Here is a 17,795-nt window from a genome sequence, read left to right as displayed (position 1 = left end):
AACTGGGTCCAGTGTCAGATTTATTTTGACATGAACATCGATCGGGATAGTCTGCGGCGATGCAAGGAGCTTGCCGCCCCGACCGGCGAAGGTAGGGGCATGGGATTGAGGAGCACATGTTGGCCGATACAGGCGAGATCGACATGACGGGACCACCGGCGATGGTTGACGCAACCCGGCTTGGAGCGGCGCGCGAGTTGGTTGCGCGCCACCTGGTCTGGGACAATCACGGCTGTATGCCGCTGCGCTGGGCGGACGACAGCTTCCTGCCGCAGCTTGCGCGGTATCGTGCGGCCGGGGTAAATGTCGCGAGCCTGAACGTCGGCTATGGCGAATTGGGGATCGAGGACACCGTCCGGATGGTTGCCGCGTTCCGCCACTGGTTGAAAGCGCGGCCGGACGACTATGTCCTTGCAACCAGCGTCGCCGACATCCACCGCGCCCGCCGCGAGGGCAAACTCGCCGTCACCTTCGACATCGAGGGGACGCGCGCGATCGGTGACCAGATCAGTCTCATCCAGCTTTATCACGATCTTGGCGTCCGCTGGATGCTGATGGCCTATAATCGCCGCAATCTGGTGGGCGACGGTGTGCATGACGAGGACGCGCCGGTTGGGCTGACCCCGTTCGGACGCGACGTAGTGGCGGAAATGGAGCGCGTCGGCATGGTCGTGTGCTGCTCCCACACCGGCGCGCGCACCGCGGCCGATGTGTTGGCGGTGGCGCGCAAGCCGGTCATCTTCTCGCATTCCAATCCGAAGGCGGTGTGGGATCACAAGCGCAATATCAGCGACGATCTGATGCGCGCCTGCGCCGACACCGGCGGCGTAGTGGGCATTACCGGGGTCGGCGCGTTTCTGGGTGCGAACAATGATGTCCGGTCGGAAACCTTTGTCCGGCATATCGACTATGCGGTCAATCTGATCGGTGTCGACCATGTCGGACTGGGTCTGGATTTCGTCTTCGACCGCGAAGAACTGCGCCGTGCGCTGGTGGAGATGCGCCACACATTTCCCGATGATCCGGCCTATCGCACGGTACCGGACTTTGTCGCACCCGAGCAGATCGTGGAGATCGCGGCGCTGCTGATGGCGCGCGGCTATGCCGAAGCGGACATTGCGAAAATCCTGGGAGGCAATCATCTGCGCGTCGCCGAACAGGCATGGAGCGGTGAGGCAGCGGCATGACCGCGATGACAAGACAAATGAGGGGGACCGGAATGCGTAAGCTAGCCATGGTGTTCGCGATGATCGCGGCCATGATCGTTTCAACTGCTGCGACGCCGCCGGAGGCGCCGACCAGCCTGCAACCCAAGCCGCTGGCACCGGTGCAGGCCAAGATGCAATCCGCAGCTGCCGAGCGGCCCGCCCCAACGATCGGTGCGACACCGGCGGCGCCGTTGACCGCACAGGATTTATCGGCCTGGCTCGACGGCTATGTCCCGCTGGCACTTCAGAAGGGCGAGATCGCCGGCGCGGTCGTCGTTATCGTCAAGGACGGTCAGATACTCGCGGAAAAGGGCTATGGCTTCGCTGACATCGACGCGCGTCGCCCCGTCGATCCGCGGCGCACTCTGTTCCGCATCGGATCGGTGTCTAAGCTGTTCACCTGGACTGCCGTGATGCAGCTTGTCGAGCAGGGCAAGATCGACCTTGATGCCGACGTCAATCGCTATCTCGATTTCAAGATTCCGCCGCGTAACGGCAAGCCGATCACGATGCGCAACCTGATGACGCACACGCCAGGGTTTGAAGAAGCGATCCGCGCCCTCATCATCACCGATCCCAAGGGCATGTCGCTGGAGCGCGGCGTCAAAACCTGGACGCCGACGCGCGTGTTCGACCCGGGTACGACGCCAGCCTATTCCAACTATGGCGTGTCACTGGCCGGCTATATCGTCCAGCGTGTGTCCGGCCAGCCCTTCGACGACTATATCGAACAGCATATCTTCAAGCCGCTGCAGATGAGCCGCACGACCTTCCGCCAGCCGCTGCCAAAGGGCTGGGAGCGCGACATGTCAAAAGGGTATCAAAATGCGTCGCTGCCCGCCAAGCCGTTCGAAATCGTGACGATGCCGCCCGCGGGCAGCGTGTCCGGCACCGGGTCCGACATGGCCAATTTCATCATCGCGCATCTTCAGAAGGGGCGGTTCGGCGACTCGCAGATCCTGCGCCCGGAAACCGCACGCATGATGCACGACACGCCTACCGCGCTGATGGCGCCGCTGAACGGCATTCGACTGGGCTTCTTCGATTCCAACATCAACGGCCGCCGGGTGATCGGCCATGGCGGTGACACCCAGTATTTCCACAGCAATATGTTGCTGTTCGTCGATGACGGGGTGGGGATGTTCCTGTCGGTCAACAGCTCCGGCGTGCCCAACGGCGGCTTCCGTCAGAATTTCTTTGAGGCCTTTGCCGATCGCTATTTCCCCGCCACGCCGCGCGACGGCCAGGTCGATGCGAAGACTGCGGCCGAACATGCCGCCCTGATCGCCGGAAACTATGTCAGCCAGCGCGGTGCCTTTTCCAATTTCATGGCCGCGGGCGGGCTGATCGGCCAGCTTACCGTCAGCGTTAACCCAGATAACACGATTTCGATCTCGCTGTTGCGTAAGCCGAGCGGCCAGCCGCGCAAATATCGCGAAATTGCGCCGTTCCTGTGGCGCGAAGTTGGTGGTCATGACCGGATCGGCGCAATCGTGAAGGACGGACGGGTCGTCCGTGTCTCTTCAGACCTTCTTTCCGGCATCATGGTGTTTGATCGCGCACCGGCATCGATCAATTCGGCGTGGCTGGTCCCGGCTGTGCTCGCAGCGTTGGGGGTTCTGGCCATTACCCTGGTCGCTTGGCCCATTGCCGCGATACTACGTCGCCGTCACAAGATTCCGTTCGGGTTGACGGGACGGCGCAAGGCCGCGTTCCTGCTCGTTCGCGTCTTTGCCATTCTGGCGCTGGGTGCGGTTGTCGGCTGGTTCGCCCTTCAGGACATGTTCCTGGGCGAGACCGGATATGACCGGATTGCCAAGCTCGACACGCTGATCCTCGCACTTGAGGCGCTCACGCTGGTCGGCTTTGTCGGCGGGCTGATCGTCGCTGCGTGGAACCTGGTTGCGGCATGGCAGGGCAAGGCAGGGTGGACGACCCGACTCTGGTACCTGCTCGTCACCCTCGCGTTTCTGGCGCTCAGCTATTTCGGGCTGATGGGCAAGCTCATGAACTTTTCCGTCAACTACTGACGGCAAACAGCACATTTCGAGAGGATATCATGTCGAGCCTTCGCCTCACCGTGGAAACGGCGGACTTGGCGCTCAAGTCGCCGTTTCGCATCTCCGGCCATGTGTTCAGCACATCGCCCATCCTCACCGTCACGCTGACGCGCGGCGACATATGGGGCCGGGGCGAGGCGGCCGGCGTCTATTATGTGGGCGACACCCCGGCCAAGGGCGCAGCGCAGATCGAGCAGGTCCGCGCCGCGATCGAGGCTGGCATCGACCGCGACGCCTTGCGCACCCTGCTGCCGCCGGGCGGGGCGCGTAATGCGGTGGACGCCGCCCTTTGGGAACTGGAGGCGCGCGAGACCGGCCGACCGGTCTGGGCGCTGGCTGGGCTGGATGAGCCGAGACCGCTGCTGACGACGGTCACGCTGGGTGCGGACGATCCCGCCGTAATGGTCGAACGCGCGACGGGCTATGGCTTTGCCCGCGCGCTCAAGCTGAAGCTGACCGGCGAAACCGATGCCGACATCGCGCGCGTACGTGCCGTGCGCGCGGCGCGTCCCGATGTTTGGATGGGGGTCGATCCCAATCAGGGCTACACCCCCGACACGATCGAGCGGCTGATCCCGGTGCTGGTCGCGTGTGGAGTCTCGCTCCTCGAACAGCCGTTCCGCCGGGGTCATGAAGCGGAACTGGACGGGTTCGACCGCGTCATTCCGGTCGCCGCGGACGAAAGCTGCCTCGACTTGGCCGAACTGGAGACGCTGCCTGGCCGCTTCGACGTGGTGAATATCAAGCTCGACAAGTGCGGCGGCCTGACCGAGGGGCTTATGATCGCCCGCCGCGCGCAGCAACTGGGCTTGAAGGTGATGGTCGGCAACATGGTGGGCAGCAGCCTGGCGGCCGCGCCGGGCTTTATCCTCGGCCAATTGTGCGACATCGTCGATCTGGATGGTCCGCTGTTCATTACGCAGGATGTGGTGCCCGGCGTGCGCTATGACGACGGTCTGGTGTGGAGCCCGGCCGAACTGTGGGGCGCGGACGCGCGGATCGCCGCGACGGCAGGGGCGTGATGGCGACGGCGGCATCGTCGCGTGACTGGTTCGGCCAGCCGCGCGGCCTGACCGTCCTGTTCCTGACCGAAATGTGGGAGAAATTCTCCTACTATGGGATGCGCGCGCTGCTGGTCTATTACATGACGAAGGAGCTGTTGTTCGCGCCCGAACGCGCCTCCTATGTCTATGGTCTCTACACCGCTCTCGCCTATTTCACGCCGATCTTTGGCGGTTATCTTTCCGACCGGTGGCTGGGGCGCCGACGCGCGATCCTGATTGGCGGGACGACCATGGCGATCGGCCATTTCCTGATGGCGTTCCCGACGCTGCTGTTCCCGGCGCTGGCGGTGATCGCGATCGGCAACGGCCTGTATCTGCCCAACTTGCCCAGCCAGGTCGATCAGCTCTACGCCGGCGACGATCCCCGGCGCGGATCGGCCTACAACATCTATTATGTCGGGGTGAATCTGGGGGCGTTTCTGGCACCGTTGGTATGCGGCACGCTGGGCGAGGTTTACGGCTGGCATTACGGGTTCGGCGCGGCCGGTATCGGCATGGTTGCAGGGTTGGCGATCTACGTCACCGGCGGCGCGTATCTGCCTCGCGACCGGCACGATCGATCGCCGACCCCCGCGATGCCGGGCGCGCCCCCTGAAGCCGTCATCACTGACGCCGATGAGACGGATGGCTTGCGCGCGCGTATTCCGCTGATGCTGGGGGTGATCGGCGCGGTGATCCTGTTTCGCGGTGCCTATGAACAAATGGGCAATTCCGTTGCGCTGTGGGCCGACAGCGACGTCGATCGCGTGATTGGGGCCTTCACAGTGCCTGCTACGTGGTTCCAGTCGCTCAACCCACTGCTCGTCTTCTTGCTGACTCCGCTGCTGGTGCGGCGTTGGACCGGCGCGGCGCGTAGGGGACAGGAGCGATCGCCGCTGATGAAAATGGCGCAGGGTGCGGCGGGCCTGGGCATCGTCTTTCTGGCAGTTGCGCTGGTGTCGCTGCTAGCGGAAGCGCAGGGTTTCCGCCCGCCGCTCATCGTCCTGATCGGCTTCATCATCCTGTATACCCTGGCCGAACTGTTTATCCTGCCGGTGGGGCTGGGGCTGTTCGGACGGCTGGGGGGAAATCGCTTTCGTGCGACCGCCATCGCCGCATGGTTCTTTGCCGCCTTCGCGGGAAACCTGCTCGCCGGCTATGTCGGCGGCTTCTGGTCGCAAATGGATCGCTTCTCGTTTTTCGTGGTTCTCGCGACGCTTTGCGCTCTGGCGTCTGCGATCCTGTTCATCCTTTCGCGCAATTTCGTCGGAGACCGCTGACATGTCACGCACCGTTCTGTTCAGGTTGACCGCTGCCCTCGCCGGGTTGATGTTCACCCTAGATGCCCATGCACAGGCCGCCGATCCGCCGCCGCCCAAGACGGGTGAGCAGGTGCGCGAACAGATCCGCACCGCACTGACCGACATCGGCCGCATCGTCGCGCCGAACGGCATCGACGAGAAGCGGTATATCGATCTGGGTGGCGCGCGGCAGTGGATCATGCTGCGGGGTCAGGACAGGGCGGCGCCGATCCTGCTGTTCCTGCACGGCGGGCCAGGCAGCCCGATCTCCCCCGCGGCCTATGCCTATCAGCGGCCGTGGGAGGACTTCTTCGTGGTCGTCCACTGGGACCAGCGCGGTTTCGGGCGATCGCGCGGCACAACGCCGGCCGAGACGGCAAAGTTAAAGGGTACGCTGAACCGCACGCAATATATCAGGGACACCATCGAACTGATTGAGAAGCTGCGCGCAGAATTCGGTCAGCGCAAGATCGTGCTGGTGGGCCAATCCTGGGGCACGGTGCTGGCGCTGGAGGTGGCGCATCGTCGGCCCGACTTGCTCTATGCCGTGGTGACGCAGGGACTGGCTGCGAACTGGATGGCGAGCCCGCGGTTGCTCTACGACCATCTGCTGCGGGAGGCGGACGCAAAGGGTAATGTCGCCGAGGCGAAGCGACTGCGCGAACTGGGGCCGCTGCCCGAGACTGTCGAACCGCAGAAGATGTTCGACTGGGCGCGCCGATTGGGCGTCGGTTTTCCAGACGCAAACACCTGGCACAACATCCGGGGGCCGGGCGACAGTTGGGGGCGGCGAATGGATGCGCTCGAATATGTGTCGCCCGACTATTCCGCTGCAGAATATGCCGCCGATCACGCCGCGCAACAGGCCGACGGCGCGGGTTTGCTGGCGCGATACCAGGAGGCCATGGCGCCGGTATTACCCTGGGATGCCGAACGCGATGTCGGAACGCGCATCAAGGTGCCCTTCATCGTCATGCAGGGCACGCATGACTGGCAGACATCACGCGATCTGGCGAAGGCTTATTTCGACAAGGTTTGCGCGCCATACAAGAAATGGGTTGAGTTTCCCCATTCGGCGCACGCGCTCAATATCGAGCAACCTGGGCTGTCGGTGGTGGCGCTGGTCAACGACGTGCTGCCGGCGGTGCGTGGCGAGGTGCCGAAGGGTGCCGTGCGCTGCGGGAATGCAAAATGAGGCGCTCACTGTCAGCGCTCGCATGCCTTGCATGCATGGTCTCGACAGTGCCCGCGGTCGCGCAGGTCGTGCCCGATTCGGCTCTGATCAGGCTGAGCTTTGATACCCGCGTACCGATGCGCGACGGCAAGACGCTGTCCGCCACGCTCTATCGCCCGCGCGATCAGGTCGGGCCGGCACCCTGCGTCATTTCCATCACCCCCTATATCGCCGACGCCTATCACATTCGGGGGACGTATTTCGCGGCGCGAGGCCTGCCGTTCCTGATGGTCAATTCGCGCGGACGGGGAGATTCGGACGGCACCTTCCAGCCATTTGAGGGAGACGGCCGGGACGGCTACGACGCTGTCGAGTGGCTTGCGGCCCAGCCCTATTGCAACGGCAAGGTGGCGATGTGGGGCGGCTCTTACGGCGGGTTCAATCAATGGGCGACGGCGCGCGAAAGCCCGCCGCATCTCGCAACAATCGTCCCGGTCGCGTCACCCTATTTTGGCGCGGATGCGCCCGGACGCAGCAATATTCCGATCAACTACATGCTGCAATGGATGCTTTACACGAAGGGGCGAACTGTCCAGACCAACGCCTTCGCCGATCCCGGTTACTGGAACGCGATCTGGCGGGAACGGTTTGAGACGGGCAAGTCGTTCGCGACCTTGGCCGACCAGCCCGATCACCGCGAGCCGCTGTTGAAGGAATGGGCGGCGCATCCGCATATGGACGCCTATTGGGATCGGAAAAATCCAACGGCGGCAGAATATCGCGCGATGGCCATACCCATCCTGACGATCACCGGCAGTTACGACGATGACCAGCCGGGGACGATCGCCCATTATCGCGCCTTCATGGCGGCTGCATCGCCTGAGGATCGCGCGCGCCATTATCTGGTGATCGGCCCATGGGATCATACTGGCACCCGGACGCCGAAGCCTGACTATGGCGGCGTCCCCTTTGGCGCCGAAAGCCTTGTCGATCTGCCGGCGCTACACGTCGACTGGTATCGCTGGACGATGGCGGGTGGGGCGAAACCCGCGTTTCTCAAAAAGCGGGTCGCGTGGTATGTGATGGGTGCCAACCGCTGGCGCTATGCCGATAGTCTCGATGCGGTGACCGCCGAGCACAAGCCATTCTATCTCGATTCCACCGCGAATGCGGATCGCGTCCTGGGTTCGGGCAGACTCGATCCCGCGGCGCCGGGTCAGGGACGACCGGACAGCTATGCCTACGATCCCCGCGATGTTTCGCTGGCTGGGTTGGAGGCGTCGCTTGACCAGTCGTCGTTGGTCGATCAGCGGCTGGTCCTAGCGCGGGACGGCAAGCAACTCGTCTATCACAGCGCGCCGTTCGACAAGCCCACGGAAGTTTCCGGCTTTTTCCGTTTCTCCGCCTGGATTTCCATCGATCAACCGGATACCGATTTCCAGGCATCGGTGTATGAAATCACGCCCGACGGCGGCAGCATCCTGTTGTCGATGGATTATCTGCGCGCGCGCCACCGCGAAAGCCTGCGAACGGAAAAGCTGGTGACCACGACCGCGCCGCTGCGATACGACTTCGATCGCTTCACCTTCGTCTCACGGGAGGTCGCGGCGGGCAGTCGGCTGCGGCTGGTGATCGCGCCGGTCAACAGTATCCACCTTCAAAAGAACTACAATGCGCCAGGGCCGGTCGCGATGCAGACGATCGCGGATGCGCGCACCGCGACAGTAAGGCTGCTGCACGATCGCGCGCATCCCAGCGCGCTGTTCGTGCCGATCGGGCGGGTAGGGGACTGACATGGGGAAGCGCGCGATGATGCACAGATTTGCTCGCCCGACATGGATAGCCGGGATCATCGTCGCGGCAGCATGTACGCTTAGCTTCACGGCGCCCGTGCTTGCGCAGTCGACGAGCGACATTCCCGCGGATTTCAAGCCGGTGGCAATGCCGCAGGACTACGTCCGCCGCGACGTGATGATCCCGATGCGCGACGGTGCGAAGCTTAACACCACGATCTTGATCCGCAAGGATGCGAACGCGGCGCCGCTCATCCTCGATCGCACGCCGTACAATGCGAAAAAGCTGACCAGCCTGTCGCAGGGCCCGGCCTTTGCCACAACGCTGCTGCCTTTTCATGCTGACCTGATGCGGGCGGGCTACATCATCGTTCTCCAGGACGTGCGCGGCAAGGATGGGTCGGAGGGTGACTATGTCATGGCCCGCCCGCTCAACCCCGGCGGCGTCGACAATGCGACGGACGCTTATGACACCATCGACTGGCTGGTGAAGAACGTGCCCGAATCAAACGGCAGGGTCGGCACGATCGGCATAAGCTACAATGGCTATGCCGCGCTGATGAGCCTGATCGATCCCCATCCGGCGCTGCGCGCATCGGTGCCAATCGATCCGATGGTCGATGGCTGGAAGGGCGACGACTGGTTCCACAATGGTGCGTATCGCCAGTTCATGACGGAATGGCTGTATCGGCAGACCACCACCAAGGGCTCGGCGCTGCGCTGGCCCGACACCGCGCTTGACAGCTATGACGGCTGGCTGGCGCGCGGGTCGGCAGGGGGCACCGCCCGCGCCTTCGGCATCGACAAGCTGCCTGCCTGGCGCAAGATGGCGGAGCACCCGGCCTATGATGCGTTCTGGCAGGATCAGGCGCTGGACCGTGTGCTGGCACAGCGCGGCATTTCTGTGCCGACGCTGCTCGTGCACGGAAGTTGGGACCAGGAAGATATCTATGGTGCGCCCGCCCTGTTCGAGGCGACGCGTGGTACACCGTCCAGCGACAAGGTCCGGCTGGTGATCGGCCCGTGGAACCATGGCGGCGCGGGGCTGGGCGACGGAGCGAGCCTTGGCCCGATCAAGTTCCGCAGCGATACCGCTTATTGGTTTCGCTGGAACGTGATGATCCCGTTTTTCGACCAGCATCTGAAGGACGGTGCACCTGCCGCCGATATCGCGCCGGTAACGGCGTTCGAGACAGGCACCAACCAATGGCGACAATTCGATCACTGGCCGCAATCCTGCGCGTCTGGATGCGCCGCGTCGTCCAAACCGCTCTACCTCCGCTCCGGTGGCACGCTTGCCTTCACCGCGCCGGCGCCGCGCGAAAGCGGGTTCGACGAATATGTTTCTGACCCCGCCAAGCCGGTAACGTTTCGACAGCGGCCGATTGAGTCGCTCGGCGGGCCGAAGGGGGAATGGAAGAACTGGCTGGTCGAGGATCAACGCTTCGCCGCGAGTCGGCCGGATGTGCTGACTTATGTGAGCGAGGTTTTGACCGAACCGGTACGGATCGCTGGCAAGCCGGTGGCGAATCTCTTCGCGTCCACAAGCGGTACCGACAGCGACTGGGTGGTAAAGCTGATCGACGTCTATCCGGCGGAAAATCCGGGTGACGCCAACCTGGGCGGCTATCAGTTGCCGATAGCGATGGATGTATTGCGCGGCCGCTATCGCGATGATCCCGCCCGGCCAAAGCCGATCCCGGCCGATGCGACGGTGCGCTACCGGCTCGACTTGCCCCATACCAGCCACGTTTTTCTGCCGGGCCATCGGATAATGGTCCAGATCCAGTCGAGTTGGTTCCCGCTCTATGATCGCAATCCGCAGCGTTTCGTCGATAACATCATGTTCGCGCAGCCCAACGACTATATGAAGGCGACGCAGCGCGTGTTCCACAAACTTGGCGCCGCCAGCCATATCGAGCTGCCGATTGCGCCCTGAGCTGGTTGAATTATAGCCCGAAATCAGATCATTCTGCTCGTTGCGACATAGAAATGAAAGTCTTGACCAAAACTCTTGACTAAAAATGGGATTGGGCCCAGTTTCAGTAGAAATACATAGAGACGTCAATGGCGAAACAGGGAGACTCATATCGTGGCAATCAAACTGAACAGGCTGACGATGACCGCGCTGGGGGGCGGCGCGGCGTTTCTGGCCCTGCTGGCCCCGGCAAGCGCATTTGCGCAGGCATCGACCGCAACCCAGGCATCCGACGCTGAGACTGCGAATGGCGGTGCAATCATCGTCACGGCCAACAAGCGCGAAGAGCGGCTGGTCGATGTCGCGTCCAGCGTCAGCGTCGTCTCTGGCGCCGACCTCAATTACCGCAACCTGCAGCGGATCGAGGATTTTGCAGCGCAGGTGCCCGGTTTCAACTTCCAGCCTGGCGGCGTCCGGCAGGTGCGGCTGGTGCTACGTGGCCTGAACTCCGGCGGCGCGGGCGCGACGACGGCGGTGGTCATTGATGAGACGCCGCTCAGCTATCAGTCCGGCTTGGCCAATGGCGCGGCCGACACCGCGAATTTCGACACCTATGACATGGCCCGTATCGAGGTGCTGAAAGGGCCGCAGGGCACCTTGTACGGTGCGACGTCACAGGGTGGCCTCCTGAAATATGTTACGACCGCGCCGGAACTGGATCGCATTGCGCTGAGCAGCGAAATCGGTTCCGAGGTGATCGATGGCGGCGGTGCGGGCTATTTCGGCCGCGGCATGATCAACGTGCCCATCATCAGCGACACGCTGGCGGTCCGCGCTACCGGCTATTACCAGAAAGTGGCTGGCTATATCGACAATCCGACGCTGAACCGCAACAACGTCAACGGGGGCGAACGCTGGGGTGGCCGCATCTCTGCGCTGTTCAAGCCGTCCGACGCCTTCTCGCTACGGGTGACCGCGGCGCGCCAGGAGCAGGAATTCGACGATAGTGGCTTCCTGGAGGTCGTAGGGTCGAACCTGACGCCGGGCAACCCGCCCGCCAACCAGTTCGATCTGGCCAATAACGGCCGGTTCATCCTCAACACCAATGTCGGCAACCCCAGCCGCAACGTCTATGAATATGTCAACGCCACCGCGACACTCGACGTTGGCTTTGCCGAGTTGCTGTCGTCGACCAGCTTCGGGCATCTCAGCACCGACTTCATCGCGGACTTGTCGTTCGGCAATCCGGCGGTGGGTGCGCCGCTCACCTTTTCGACGCTGCTCGGCGGCATTTATGGCCAGCCGGTCGCCGTCACGCAGGTGCAGAGCAACAAGTCGGATCGCAGCAACCAGGAAATCCGTCTGACCTCCAAGCCGGGCAGCCGGGTGTTGGGAATGGCGGTCGACTGGCTGGTCGGCGGATTCTACGCCAATGAATCGGTGATCTTCCCGCAGGGCTTCGATGTCCGCAGCCTCGCGACTGGCAATGTGCTGACTGTGCCGTTCGCCGGCGGCAGCCTGCTGGCCCCGGCGAAATACAAAGAATATTCGGGCTTCGCCAACGTCAACTTCCACTTGACCGATACGCTCGAGTTGGCGCTGGGTGGCCGCTACACGGAAAACAAGCAGTCGGCGCAGACGACCTATTTTGCAGGCTTCGCTACCGGACCGGCCGACGAAGTAACGCCCACTACCCGGTCGAAGGAGAATAAGTGGACCTATTCGGCAGCGGTCAGCTGGAAGTTCAATCCCGACTCGCTGCTCTACGGCCGTGTCGCGTCCGGCTATCGCCCTGGGGGCATCAACCGCATCACGCCGGGCAACACCTTGCCGCCGGACGTGCCCACGACCTTCGACGCCGATAATACGGTCAACTACGAGCTGGGTGTTCGTACTGCGCTGTTCGACAAGCGCGTGAACATCGACATTGCCGCCTTTTACATCGACTGGACCGACATCCAGATCCTGACGACGTTCCGTTCCACAACCACGGGCCAGAACGTGACGCTGACCGGCAATGCCGGAACCGCGCGCAGCCGGGGCCTGGAGTGGAACATCGGCTGGACGCCAACGCCCGGCCTGCGTCTGTCGACGGTCGGTGCCTACACCAACGCGGAACTGACCGAGTCGCGCCCGCTGCTCGGGGGCAATGACGGCGATCAGCTGCCGTTCGTTCCCAAATGGACGAACACGGTGAACGCCGATTATGAAACGGCTCTATCCGGGAACGTCACTGGCTTCATCGGCGGAAGCTGGATATTCAGCAGCGGCGGCTTCACGGGCTTCACCGCTGATCCGGCTCCCGGGCAGCCGACGTATCCGGACCATATCAAGCTGCCGAGCTATCACCTGTTCAATATGCAGGCCGGCCTGCGGTTCGATGAGTTCGACTTGTCCTTCTATATCCGTAACTTGACTGACGACCGTACGCTCACGTCATACAATCCTTCGGGTGGTGCAGGCTTCACCGGCACCGCGCAGATACTGCAACCGCGCACCTTTGGGGTCAGGGCGGCTGTCCGCTTCTAACCGCGCGGACGCGCACGCCTCGCCAGATCGGCGATGGCGTGCGCGCGCCTGCTATGAAATAAGGCTCGAAGGGTAAGGGAAGCCTGAGCATGACCGATTCAGTCCACGCGGCCGACGCTTGCGCACCGCTCGCGCTGCCAACCCCCTATCTTCTGTTCCTGGGCGATGTGCAGCACCGTGGCTATGCCAAGACGGCGTTTGGCCTGCGCGATTGGGCCGGAGAACTATGCATCGGCGAATTCTCTCTGCCCGACGCGACGGTATCGACGGGCCTGCCGTCCCTCTGCCTTGGCGAAGCCTATGCGCAAGGGGCGCGAGGCTTCGTGATTGGCGTGGCGAGCCAGGGGGGCGCGATCCAGCCCAATTGGGTGCCGACCCTGATAGCGGCCCTGGAGCAGGGCTTCGACATCGTCAGCGGGATGCATTCAAACTATCGCGACATTCCTGAACTGGCCGATGCGGTGGCGCGCACTGGCCGCCGGGTGATCGAGGTGCGTCGGCCACCCGTCGGCCTGCCGACAGGCACCGGCGCGAAGCGGACGGGTCGGCGGCTGCTGACCGTCGGCACCGATTGCGCGCTGGGCAAGAAGTACACCGCCCTGGCGCTCACTCGCGCCTTCCGGGCGCGCGGCGTCGATGCAGACTTCCGGGCGACCGGTCAGACCGGCATTATGATTGCCGGGTCGGGCATTCCGATCGATGCCGTCGTCTCAGACTTCGTTGCGGGCGCGGCTGAACTGTTGTCGCCCGATGCTGCCGCCGATCACTGGGACGTGATCGAAGGGCAGGGATCGCTCTATCACCCCGCCTATGCCGGGGTGTCGCTGGGCCTGCTGCATGGCAGCCAGCCCGATGTCATCGTGCTTTGTCACGAGCCGGGGCGCAAGACAATCATCGGCACGACCGATTTTCCGATTCCCCCGCTAACGGAAGCTATCGCGCTGAACGTGACGCTGGGGGCGCTTACCAATAGCGGCATCCGCTGTGCCGGTGTCAGCCTCAACACCGGCGGCTTGGATGACGCTGAAGCGGCGGCCGCGATCGCCGCTGCCGCGCGTGAGACCGGGCTGCCTGCGGCCGATCCCGTGCGCGGCGGTCCTGATTTCGAGCGGTTGGTAGACGCATGTCTGGCGTGAACGCGGGCACCGCCGGGGGCACTAGCGGCTGGTTCCAGCGTTACGTTCTGCCGGGTTTCGCCTTCAAGGCACTGGTGATCGGCGGCGGCTATGCCACCGGGCGTGAGCTTGCCGAGTTTTTCCTGCCTAGCGGCCCTTGGGGGGGCGTGCTCGGCATGGCGCTTGCCGCAGCGATCTGGAGCGCTGTTGCCGCCGCCACCTTCGCCTTCGCCCGCGCGACCGGCGCGCAGGATTACCGCAGCTTCTTTCGCGAGTTGCTCGGGCCCGCCTGGTTCCTGTTCGAAATCGGCTTCGTCATGCTGATGATCATCATGCTGGCGGTGTTCGGCGCGGCGGCGGGCGCAATTGGCGCCGCATTGTTCGGCTGGCCGACGATTGTCGGCACGATGCTGCTCGTCGTGTTGATCGCGGGTTTTGCCGCATTCGGGACGGAGGCGGTGGAGGATTTGTTCAAATATGTCTCTTTCCTGCTCTACGCCGTCTATGCTCTGTTCCTGGTGCTGGCGCTGACCAGCTTTGGCGATCGCATTGCGGCGACCTATGCCACGGCTGCGCCCGCGCCGGGCTGGATCGCAGGTGGCCTGACCTATGCAGGCTATAATATCGTGGGCGCCGTGCTGATCCTGCCGGTGGTGCGGCACATGCGCAATCAGCGCGACGCAGTGATTGCCGGGCTGCTGGCGGGGCCGCTGGCGATGCTTCCGGCGCTCTTGTTCTTCATCTGCATGGCAGCGTGGCCGGAGGTGACGGGTGTGGCGCTGCCGTCCGATTTCCTGCTGGAACGGCTGAATCTGCCGCCGGTGCGCTGGGCGTTCCAGATCATGATCTTCTCCGCCCTACTCGAAAGCGGCACCGGCGTCGTCCATGCGTTCAATCAGCGGATCGCAGGAGCGTTCGGGAAGGGGGGTGATCTGCCGCCGCGCAGCCGTCTTATAATCTCGCTGGTGTTGCTGACCGTCGCCGTCTTCCTCGCGGATCGCATTGGCTTGGTGGGGTTGATCGCAGGGGGCTATCGCTATCTTTCGTTCGGGTTCCTGGCAATCTATGTGCTGCCGTTGCTGACGATCGGCCTGTGGCGGCTGTCGCGCGGTCCAAGGGTGACTGCGGGTGCGGCGGCATGAAAGCGGGCGCGCGCATGTGGTTGCTGGTGGTATTGCTGCTGGCGTTGCCAGCGTCCGTTGCGGCCGCCCCGCCCGAGACGCTGGATGCGACAGTACGCGAACTGATGGCAAAAGGGGCTGGCCCCGGCATCGCCGTCGGCATCATTGAGCGCGGTGAGGTCACTTGGGCCAAGGGCTATGGCACGAAGCGGGCAGGGACCGACGCCCCGGTCACCCCGGCCACACTGTTCGAGATTGGTTCGACGACAAAGGCCTTTACCAGCGCGGCGCTCGCGCTGCTGGTCGATGAAGGGCGGATTGGCTGGGACGATCGTGTGATCGATCACCTGCCCGAGTTCCGCATGTACGACCCTTGGGTCACGCGCGAGATGACGGTGCGCGACCTGCTCGCTCACCGCAGCGGCCTGGGCGCGGGCGCAGGCAATTTGGCGATCTTGCCCAACACGGACCAGAACCGCGGCGAGATCGTCGCGGCACTGCGCCACATCAAGCCGACAAGCAGCTTTCGCAGTGCCTATGCCTATAACAATCTGATGTATGTGGTGGCGGGTCAACTGGTCGAGCAAGTAAGTGGTGTCAGCTGGGAGGTATTCGTCCGCGACCGCCTGCTTCGCCCGGTGGGAATGAGCCGAACGCTGACAACGCTGGCGGATCGCGCGAATGAGCCTGATCGCGCGCAGCCGCACCGCCGTTTCGGCCCGCCTATGTCAGGCATGGGACCACTCACATCGTTCGCCGAGTCCGACGGCATCGGCCAGAACCTTGCCCCTGCCGGCGCCATTGTCAGCTCGGTGGACGATATGTTGCGCTGGGTCCGCGTCCAACTCAGGGCGGGCGACGTCGGGGACGGCACGCACCTTTGGAGCGCGCCGCGCGCGCGCGAAATGTGGGCGGTGGTCATGCCGATCCCCGTGCCCGTTCGCGAGGGGTCGCTGGCCGACGCCGCACCGCGCTTCGCCGGCTATGCGCTGGGTTGGTCGGTCCAGGATTATGGCGGCGAACGCGTAGTCCTGCATGCCGGTGGCACCATGGGTCACACCTCGCTGATCGTGTTGCTGCCGGACCGTGATGTCGGCTTCGTGCTGCTGCAGAACAGCGTCGAGATCGGGTTGCTGCGCGCGCTGCAATATGTGCTGCTGGATCATTATATCGGGCGCCCGGCCGCCGATTGGCCGCAGCGAATGGCCGAAGCCCAGGACGCGGCCAATCGGAAGGCCGTGGAGGCACTCGCCGACTTTCAGCCACCGGCCCGTCCTGCTCCTGCGACCCTCCCGGTCGTCCGCCTTGCCGCCGACTATGTCGATCCGTGGTACGGCAAGGTTGCGGTGACGATTGTCAGCGGTCAGCCGCAGATCAATATGACGCGCACACGGGGGATGCGTGCGGCGCTGGCCCACTACAGTGGCGATACCTATGTCGCGCGCTGGGACAATCGCATGATCGAGCCGTCGTATGTCAGCTTCGTGCCAACGCGGGACGGCAGAGTCGCGCAGATGACACTGCGTGCTGCATCGCCGCTCGGCGACTTTTCGGGCGATTACGAAAGCCTGGACTTGCGCCCGGTCCATCCGTGAGCGCGCCGCTCCACATCGATACCCCGCTGATCGAATCGGGCGTCTTCCGCGCACCCGGCGGCGGGACCGTCCTGTTCAAGATGGATGCGTTGCAGCCTTCGGGCAGTTTCAAGCTGCGTGGCGTCGGGCGGCTGTGCGCGGCGGCCGCCGTCGACGGGGCGCGAGCGATCGTCTGTCCGTCCGGCGGCAATGCCGGCTTTGCCGCCGCTTACGCTGGACAACGCCTGGGTATGGCCGTTACCGTCGTCGTCCCGGAAACCACCTCGCCAGAGGCACGTAACGCGATTGCCGCGGCTGGCGCCGATGTCCATGTCCATGGCGCGGACTTCGACGCGGCAGACGCCCAAGCCCGCCAGGTGGCGGCGGCAACCGGCGCGGTGCATGTCCATCCGTTCGATCACCCGCTGCTGTGGGATGGCCACGCCACGCTGATCGACGAAGTGGTGCGTGCTGGCGCTACGTTCGACTGCGTGGTGACATCCGTTGGCGGTGGCGGCTTGTTGCTCGGAATATTGGCCGGGCTGGCGCGCAATGGTCTTGGCGATATCCCGGTAATCGCAGTGGAGACAGAGGGAGCGGCGTCGCTGCACGCGGCTTTGGCGGCGGACCGGGTTGTGAGCCTGCCCGCCATCACTTCGATCGCAACGTCACTTGGCGCGCGCTCCGTGTCGCCCGCGGCATTCGACGCAGCGAAGCGGAAACTGGTCATCCCGCTGCAGGTCAACGATGCCGACGCAGTGGCGGCGTGCCTGCGGTTCGCCGACGCACACCGCGTCCTTGTTGAGCCTGCCTGTGGCGCGGCGATCGCTGCACTCACTGCGCGGGCCGATGTCCTCACGCGCTTTGAACGGCCGCTGGTGGAGATATGCGGCGGAATTGGCGTCTCGCTAGATCGTCTCGCGGACTGGCGCGCCCATCTGGCGAACTGAGCGGCAGCA

12 protein-coding genes are annotated in these 17,795 nt (G+C 63.8%); all 12 read left to right on the top strand.

The window, feature by feature from the left end:
- Positions 1–116: 116 nt before the first annotated feature.
- Complete coding sequence (locus ENE74_RS13180; RefSeq protein ID WP_206517712.1) at positions 117–1,187, top strand: dipeptidase; 1,071 nt, start codon at positions 117–119, stop codon at positions 1,185–1,187.
- 32 nt (positions 1,188–1,219) lie between these two features.
- Positions 1,220–3,238, top strand: coding sequence for a serine hydrolase domain-containing protein (locus tag ENE74_RS13175; RefSeq protein ID WP_164847472.1), 2,019 nt, complete (start codon positions 1,220–1,222; stop codon positions 3,236–3,238).
- A 29-nt stretch (positions 3,239–3,267) separates the two neighbouring features.
- Positions 3,268–4,290, top strand: coding sequence for a dipeptide epimerase (locus ENE74_RS13170; RefSeq protein WP_127691374.1), 1,023 nt, complete (start codon positions 3,268–3,270; stop codon positions 4,288–4,290).
- Positions 4,290–5,591, top strand: a complete 1,302-nt coding sequence (locus ENE74_RS13165) for a peptide MFS transporter (protein WP_127691457.1) — start codon at positions 4,290–4,292, stop codon at positions 5,589–5,591. Before ENE74_RS13170 ends, ENE74_RS13165 begins: the two co-directional genes overlap by 1 nt.
- A 1-nt stretch (position 5,592) precedes the next feature.
- Complete coding sequence (locus ENE74_RS13160) at positions 5,593–6,807, top strand: alpha/beta fold hydrolase (RefSeq protein ID WP_164847471.1); 1,215 nt, start codon at positions 5,593–5,595, stop codon at positions 6,805–6,807.
- 35 nt (positions 6,808–6,842) lie between these two features.
- Positions 6,843–8,579, top strand: coding sequence for a CocE/NonD family hydrolase (locus tag ENE74_RS13155; protein WP_164847470.1), 1,737 nt, complete (start codon positions 6,843–6,845; stop codon positions 8,577–8,579).
- Positions 8,580–8,595: 16 nt separating this feature from the next.
- On the top strand, positions 8,596–10,518 hold the full coding sequence (locus ENE74_RS13150) for a CocE/NonD family hydrolase (protein ID WP_241241990.1): 1,923 nt from the start codon (positions 8,596–8,598) through the stop codon (positions 10,516–10,518).
- Between the two features lie 153 nt (positions 10,519–10,671).
- Positions 10,672–13,026, top strand: coding sequence for a TonB-dependent receptor (locus ENE74_RS13145; RefSeq protein WP_127691371.1), 2,355 nt, complete (start codon positions 10,672–10,674; stop codon positions 13,024–13,026).
- Positions 13,027–13,115: 89 nt separating this feature from the next.
- The gene (locus ENE74_RS13140; protein ID WP_127691370.1) at positions 13,116–14,162 is read left to right on the top strand and encodes an N-acetyltransferase DgcN family protein; all 1,047 of its coding nucleotides are present in this window, start codon (positions 13,116–13,118) and stop codon (positions 14,160–14,162) included.
- A complete protein-coding gene (locus ENE74_RS13135) occupies positions 14,150–15,283 on the top strand; it encodes a hypothetical protein (RefSeq protein WP_127691369.1) in 1,134 nt (377 codons plus the stop codon). The genes ENE74_RS13140 and ENE74_RS13135 overlap by 13 nt, the downstream gene beginning before the upstream one ends.
- A complete protein-coding gene (locus ENE74_RS13130; protein WP_127691368.1) occupies positions 15,280–16,857 on the top strand; it encodes a serine hydrolase in 1,578 nt (525 codons plus the stop codon). The genes ENE74_RS13135 and ENE74_RS13130 overlap by 4 nt, the downstream gene beginning before the upstream one ends.
- Positions 16,854–17,786 carry a pyridoxal-phosphate dependent enzyme gene (locus ENE74_RS13125; RefSeq protein ID WP_127691367.1) on the top strand — a complete coding sequence of 311 codons (933 nt, stop codon included), beginning with the start codon at positions 16,854–16,856 and terminating at the stop codon, positions 17,784–17,786. The genes ENE74_RS13130 and ENE74_RS13125 overlap by 4 nt, the downstream gene beginning before the upstream one ends.
- Positions 17,787–17,795: the final 9 nt, after the last annotated feature.

The sequence above is a fragment of the Sphingobium algorifonticola genome (assembly GCF_004005485.1).
GTDB lineage: Bacteria > Pseudomonadota > Alphaproteobacteria > Sphingomonadales > Sphingomonadaceae > Sphingobium > Sphingobium algorifonticola.
Note: the sequence above shows the minus strand (reverse complement) of the source record. Positions and strands in the feature narration are given on the sequence as shown.

Excerpts from the sequence above, each read along its gene's own strand:
- ENE74_RS13140 (WP_127691370.1), top strand. The coding sequence starts at position 13,116 with ATGACCGATTCAGTCCACGCGGCCGACGCTTGCGCACCGCTCGCGCTG.
- ENE74_RS13155 (WP_164847470.1), top strand. The coding sequence starts at position 6,843 with ATGGTCTCGACAGTGCCCGCGGTCGCGCAGGTCGTGCCCGATTCGGCT.
- ENE74_RS13180 (WP_206517712.1), top strand. The coding sequence starts at position 117 with ATGTTGGCCGATACAGGCGAGATCGACATGACGGGACCACCGGCGATG.
- ENE74_RS13165 (WP_127691457.1), top strand. The coding sequence starts at position 4,290 with ATGGCGACGGCGGCATCGTCGCGTGACTGGTTCGGCCAGCCGCGCGGC.
- ENE74_RS13150 (WP_241241990.1), top strand. The coding sequence starts at position 8,596 with ATGATGCACAGATTTGCTCGCCCGACATGGATAGCCGGGATCATCGTC.
- ENE74_RS13130 (WP_127691368.1), top strand. The coding sequence starts at position 15,280 with ATGAAAGCGGGCGCGCGCATGTGGTTGCTGGTGGTATTGCTGCTGGCG.
- ENE74_RS13135 (WP_127691369.1), top strand. The coding sequence starts at position 14,150 with ATGTCTGGCGTGAACGCGGGCACCGCCGGGGGCACTAGCGGCTGGTTC.
- ENE74_RS13160 (WP_164847471.1), top strand. The coding sequence starts at position 5,593 with ATGTCACGCACCGTTCTGTTCAGGTTGACCGCTGCCCTCGCCGGGTTG.
- ENE74_RS13170 (WP_127691374.1), top strand. The coding sequence starts at position 3,268 with ATGTCGAGCCTTCGCCTCACCGTGGAAACGGCGGACTTGGCGCTCAAG.
- ENE74_RS13175 (WP_164847472.1), top strand. The coding sequence starts at position 1,220 with ATGCGTAAGCTAGCCATGGTGTTCGCGATGATCGCGGCCATGATCGTT.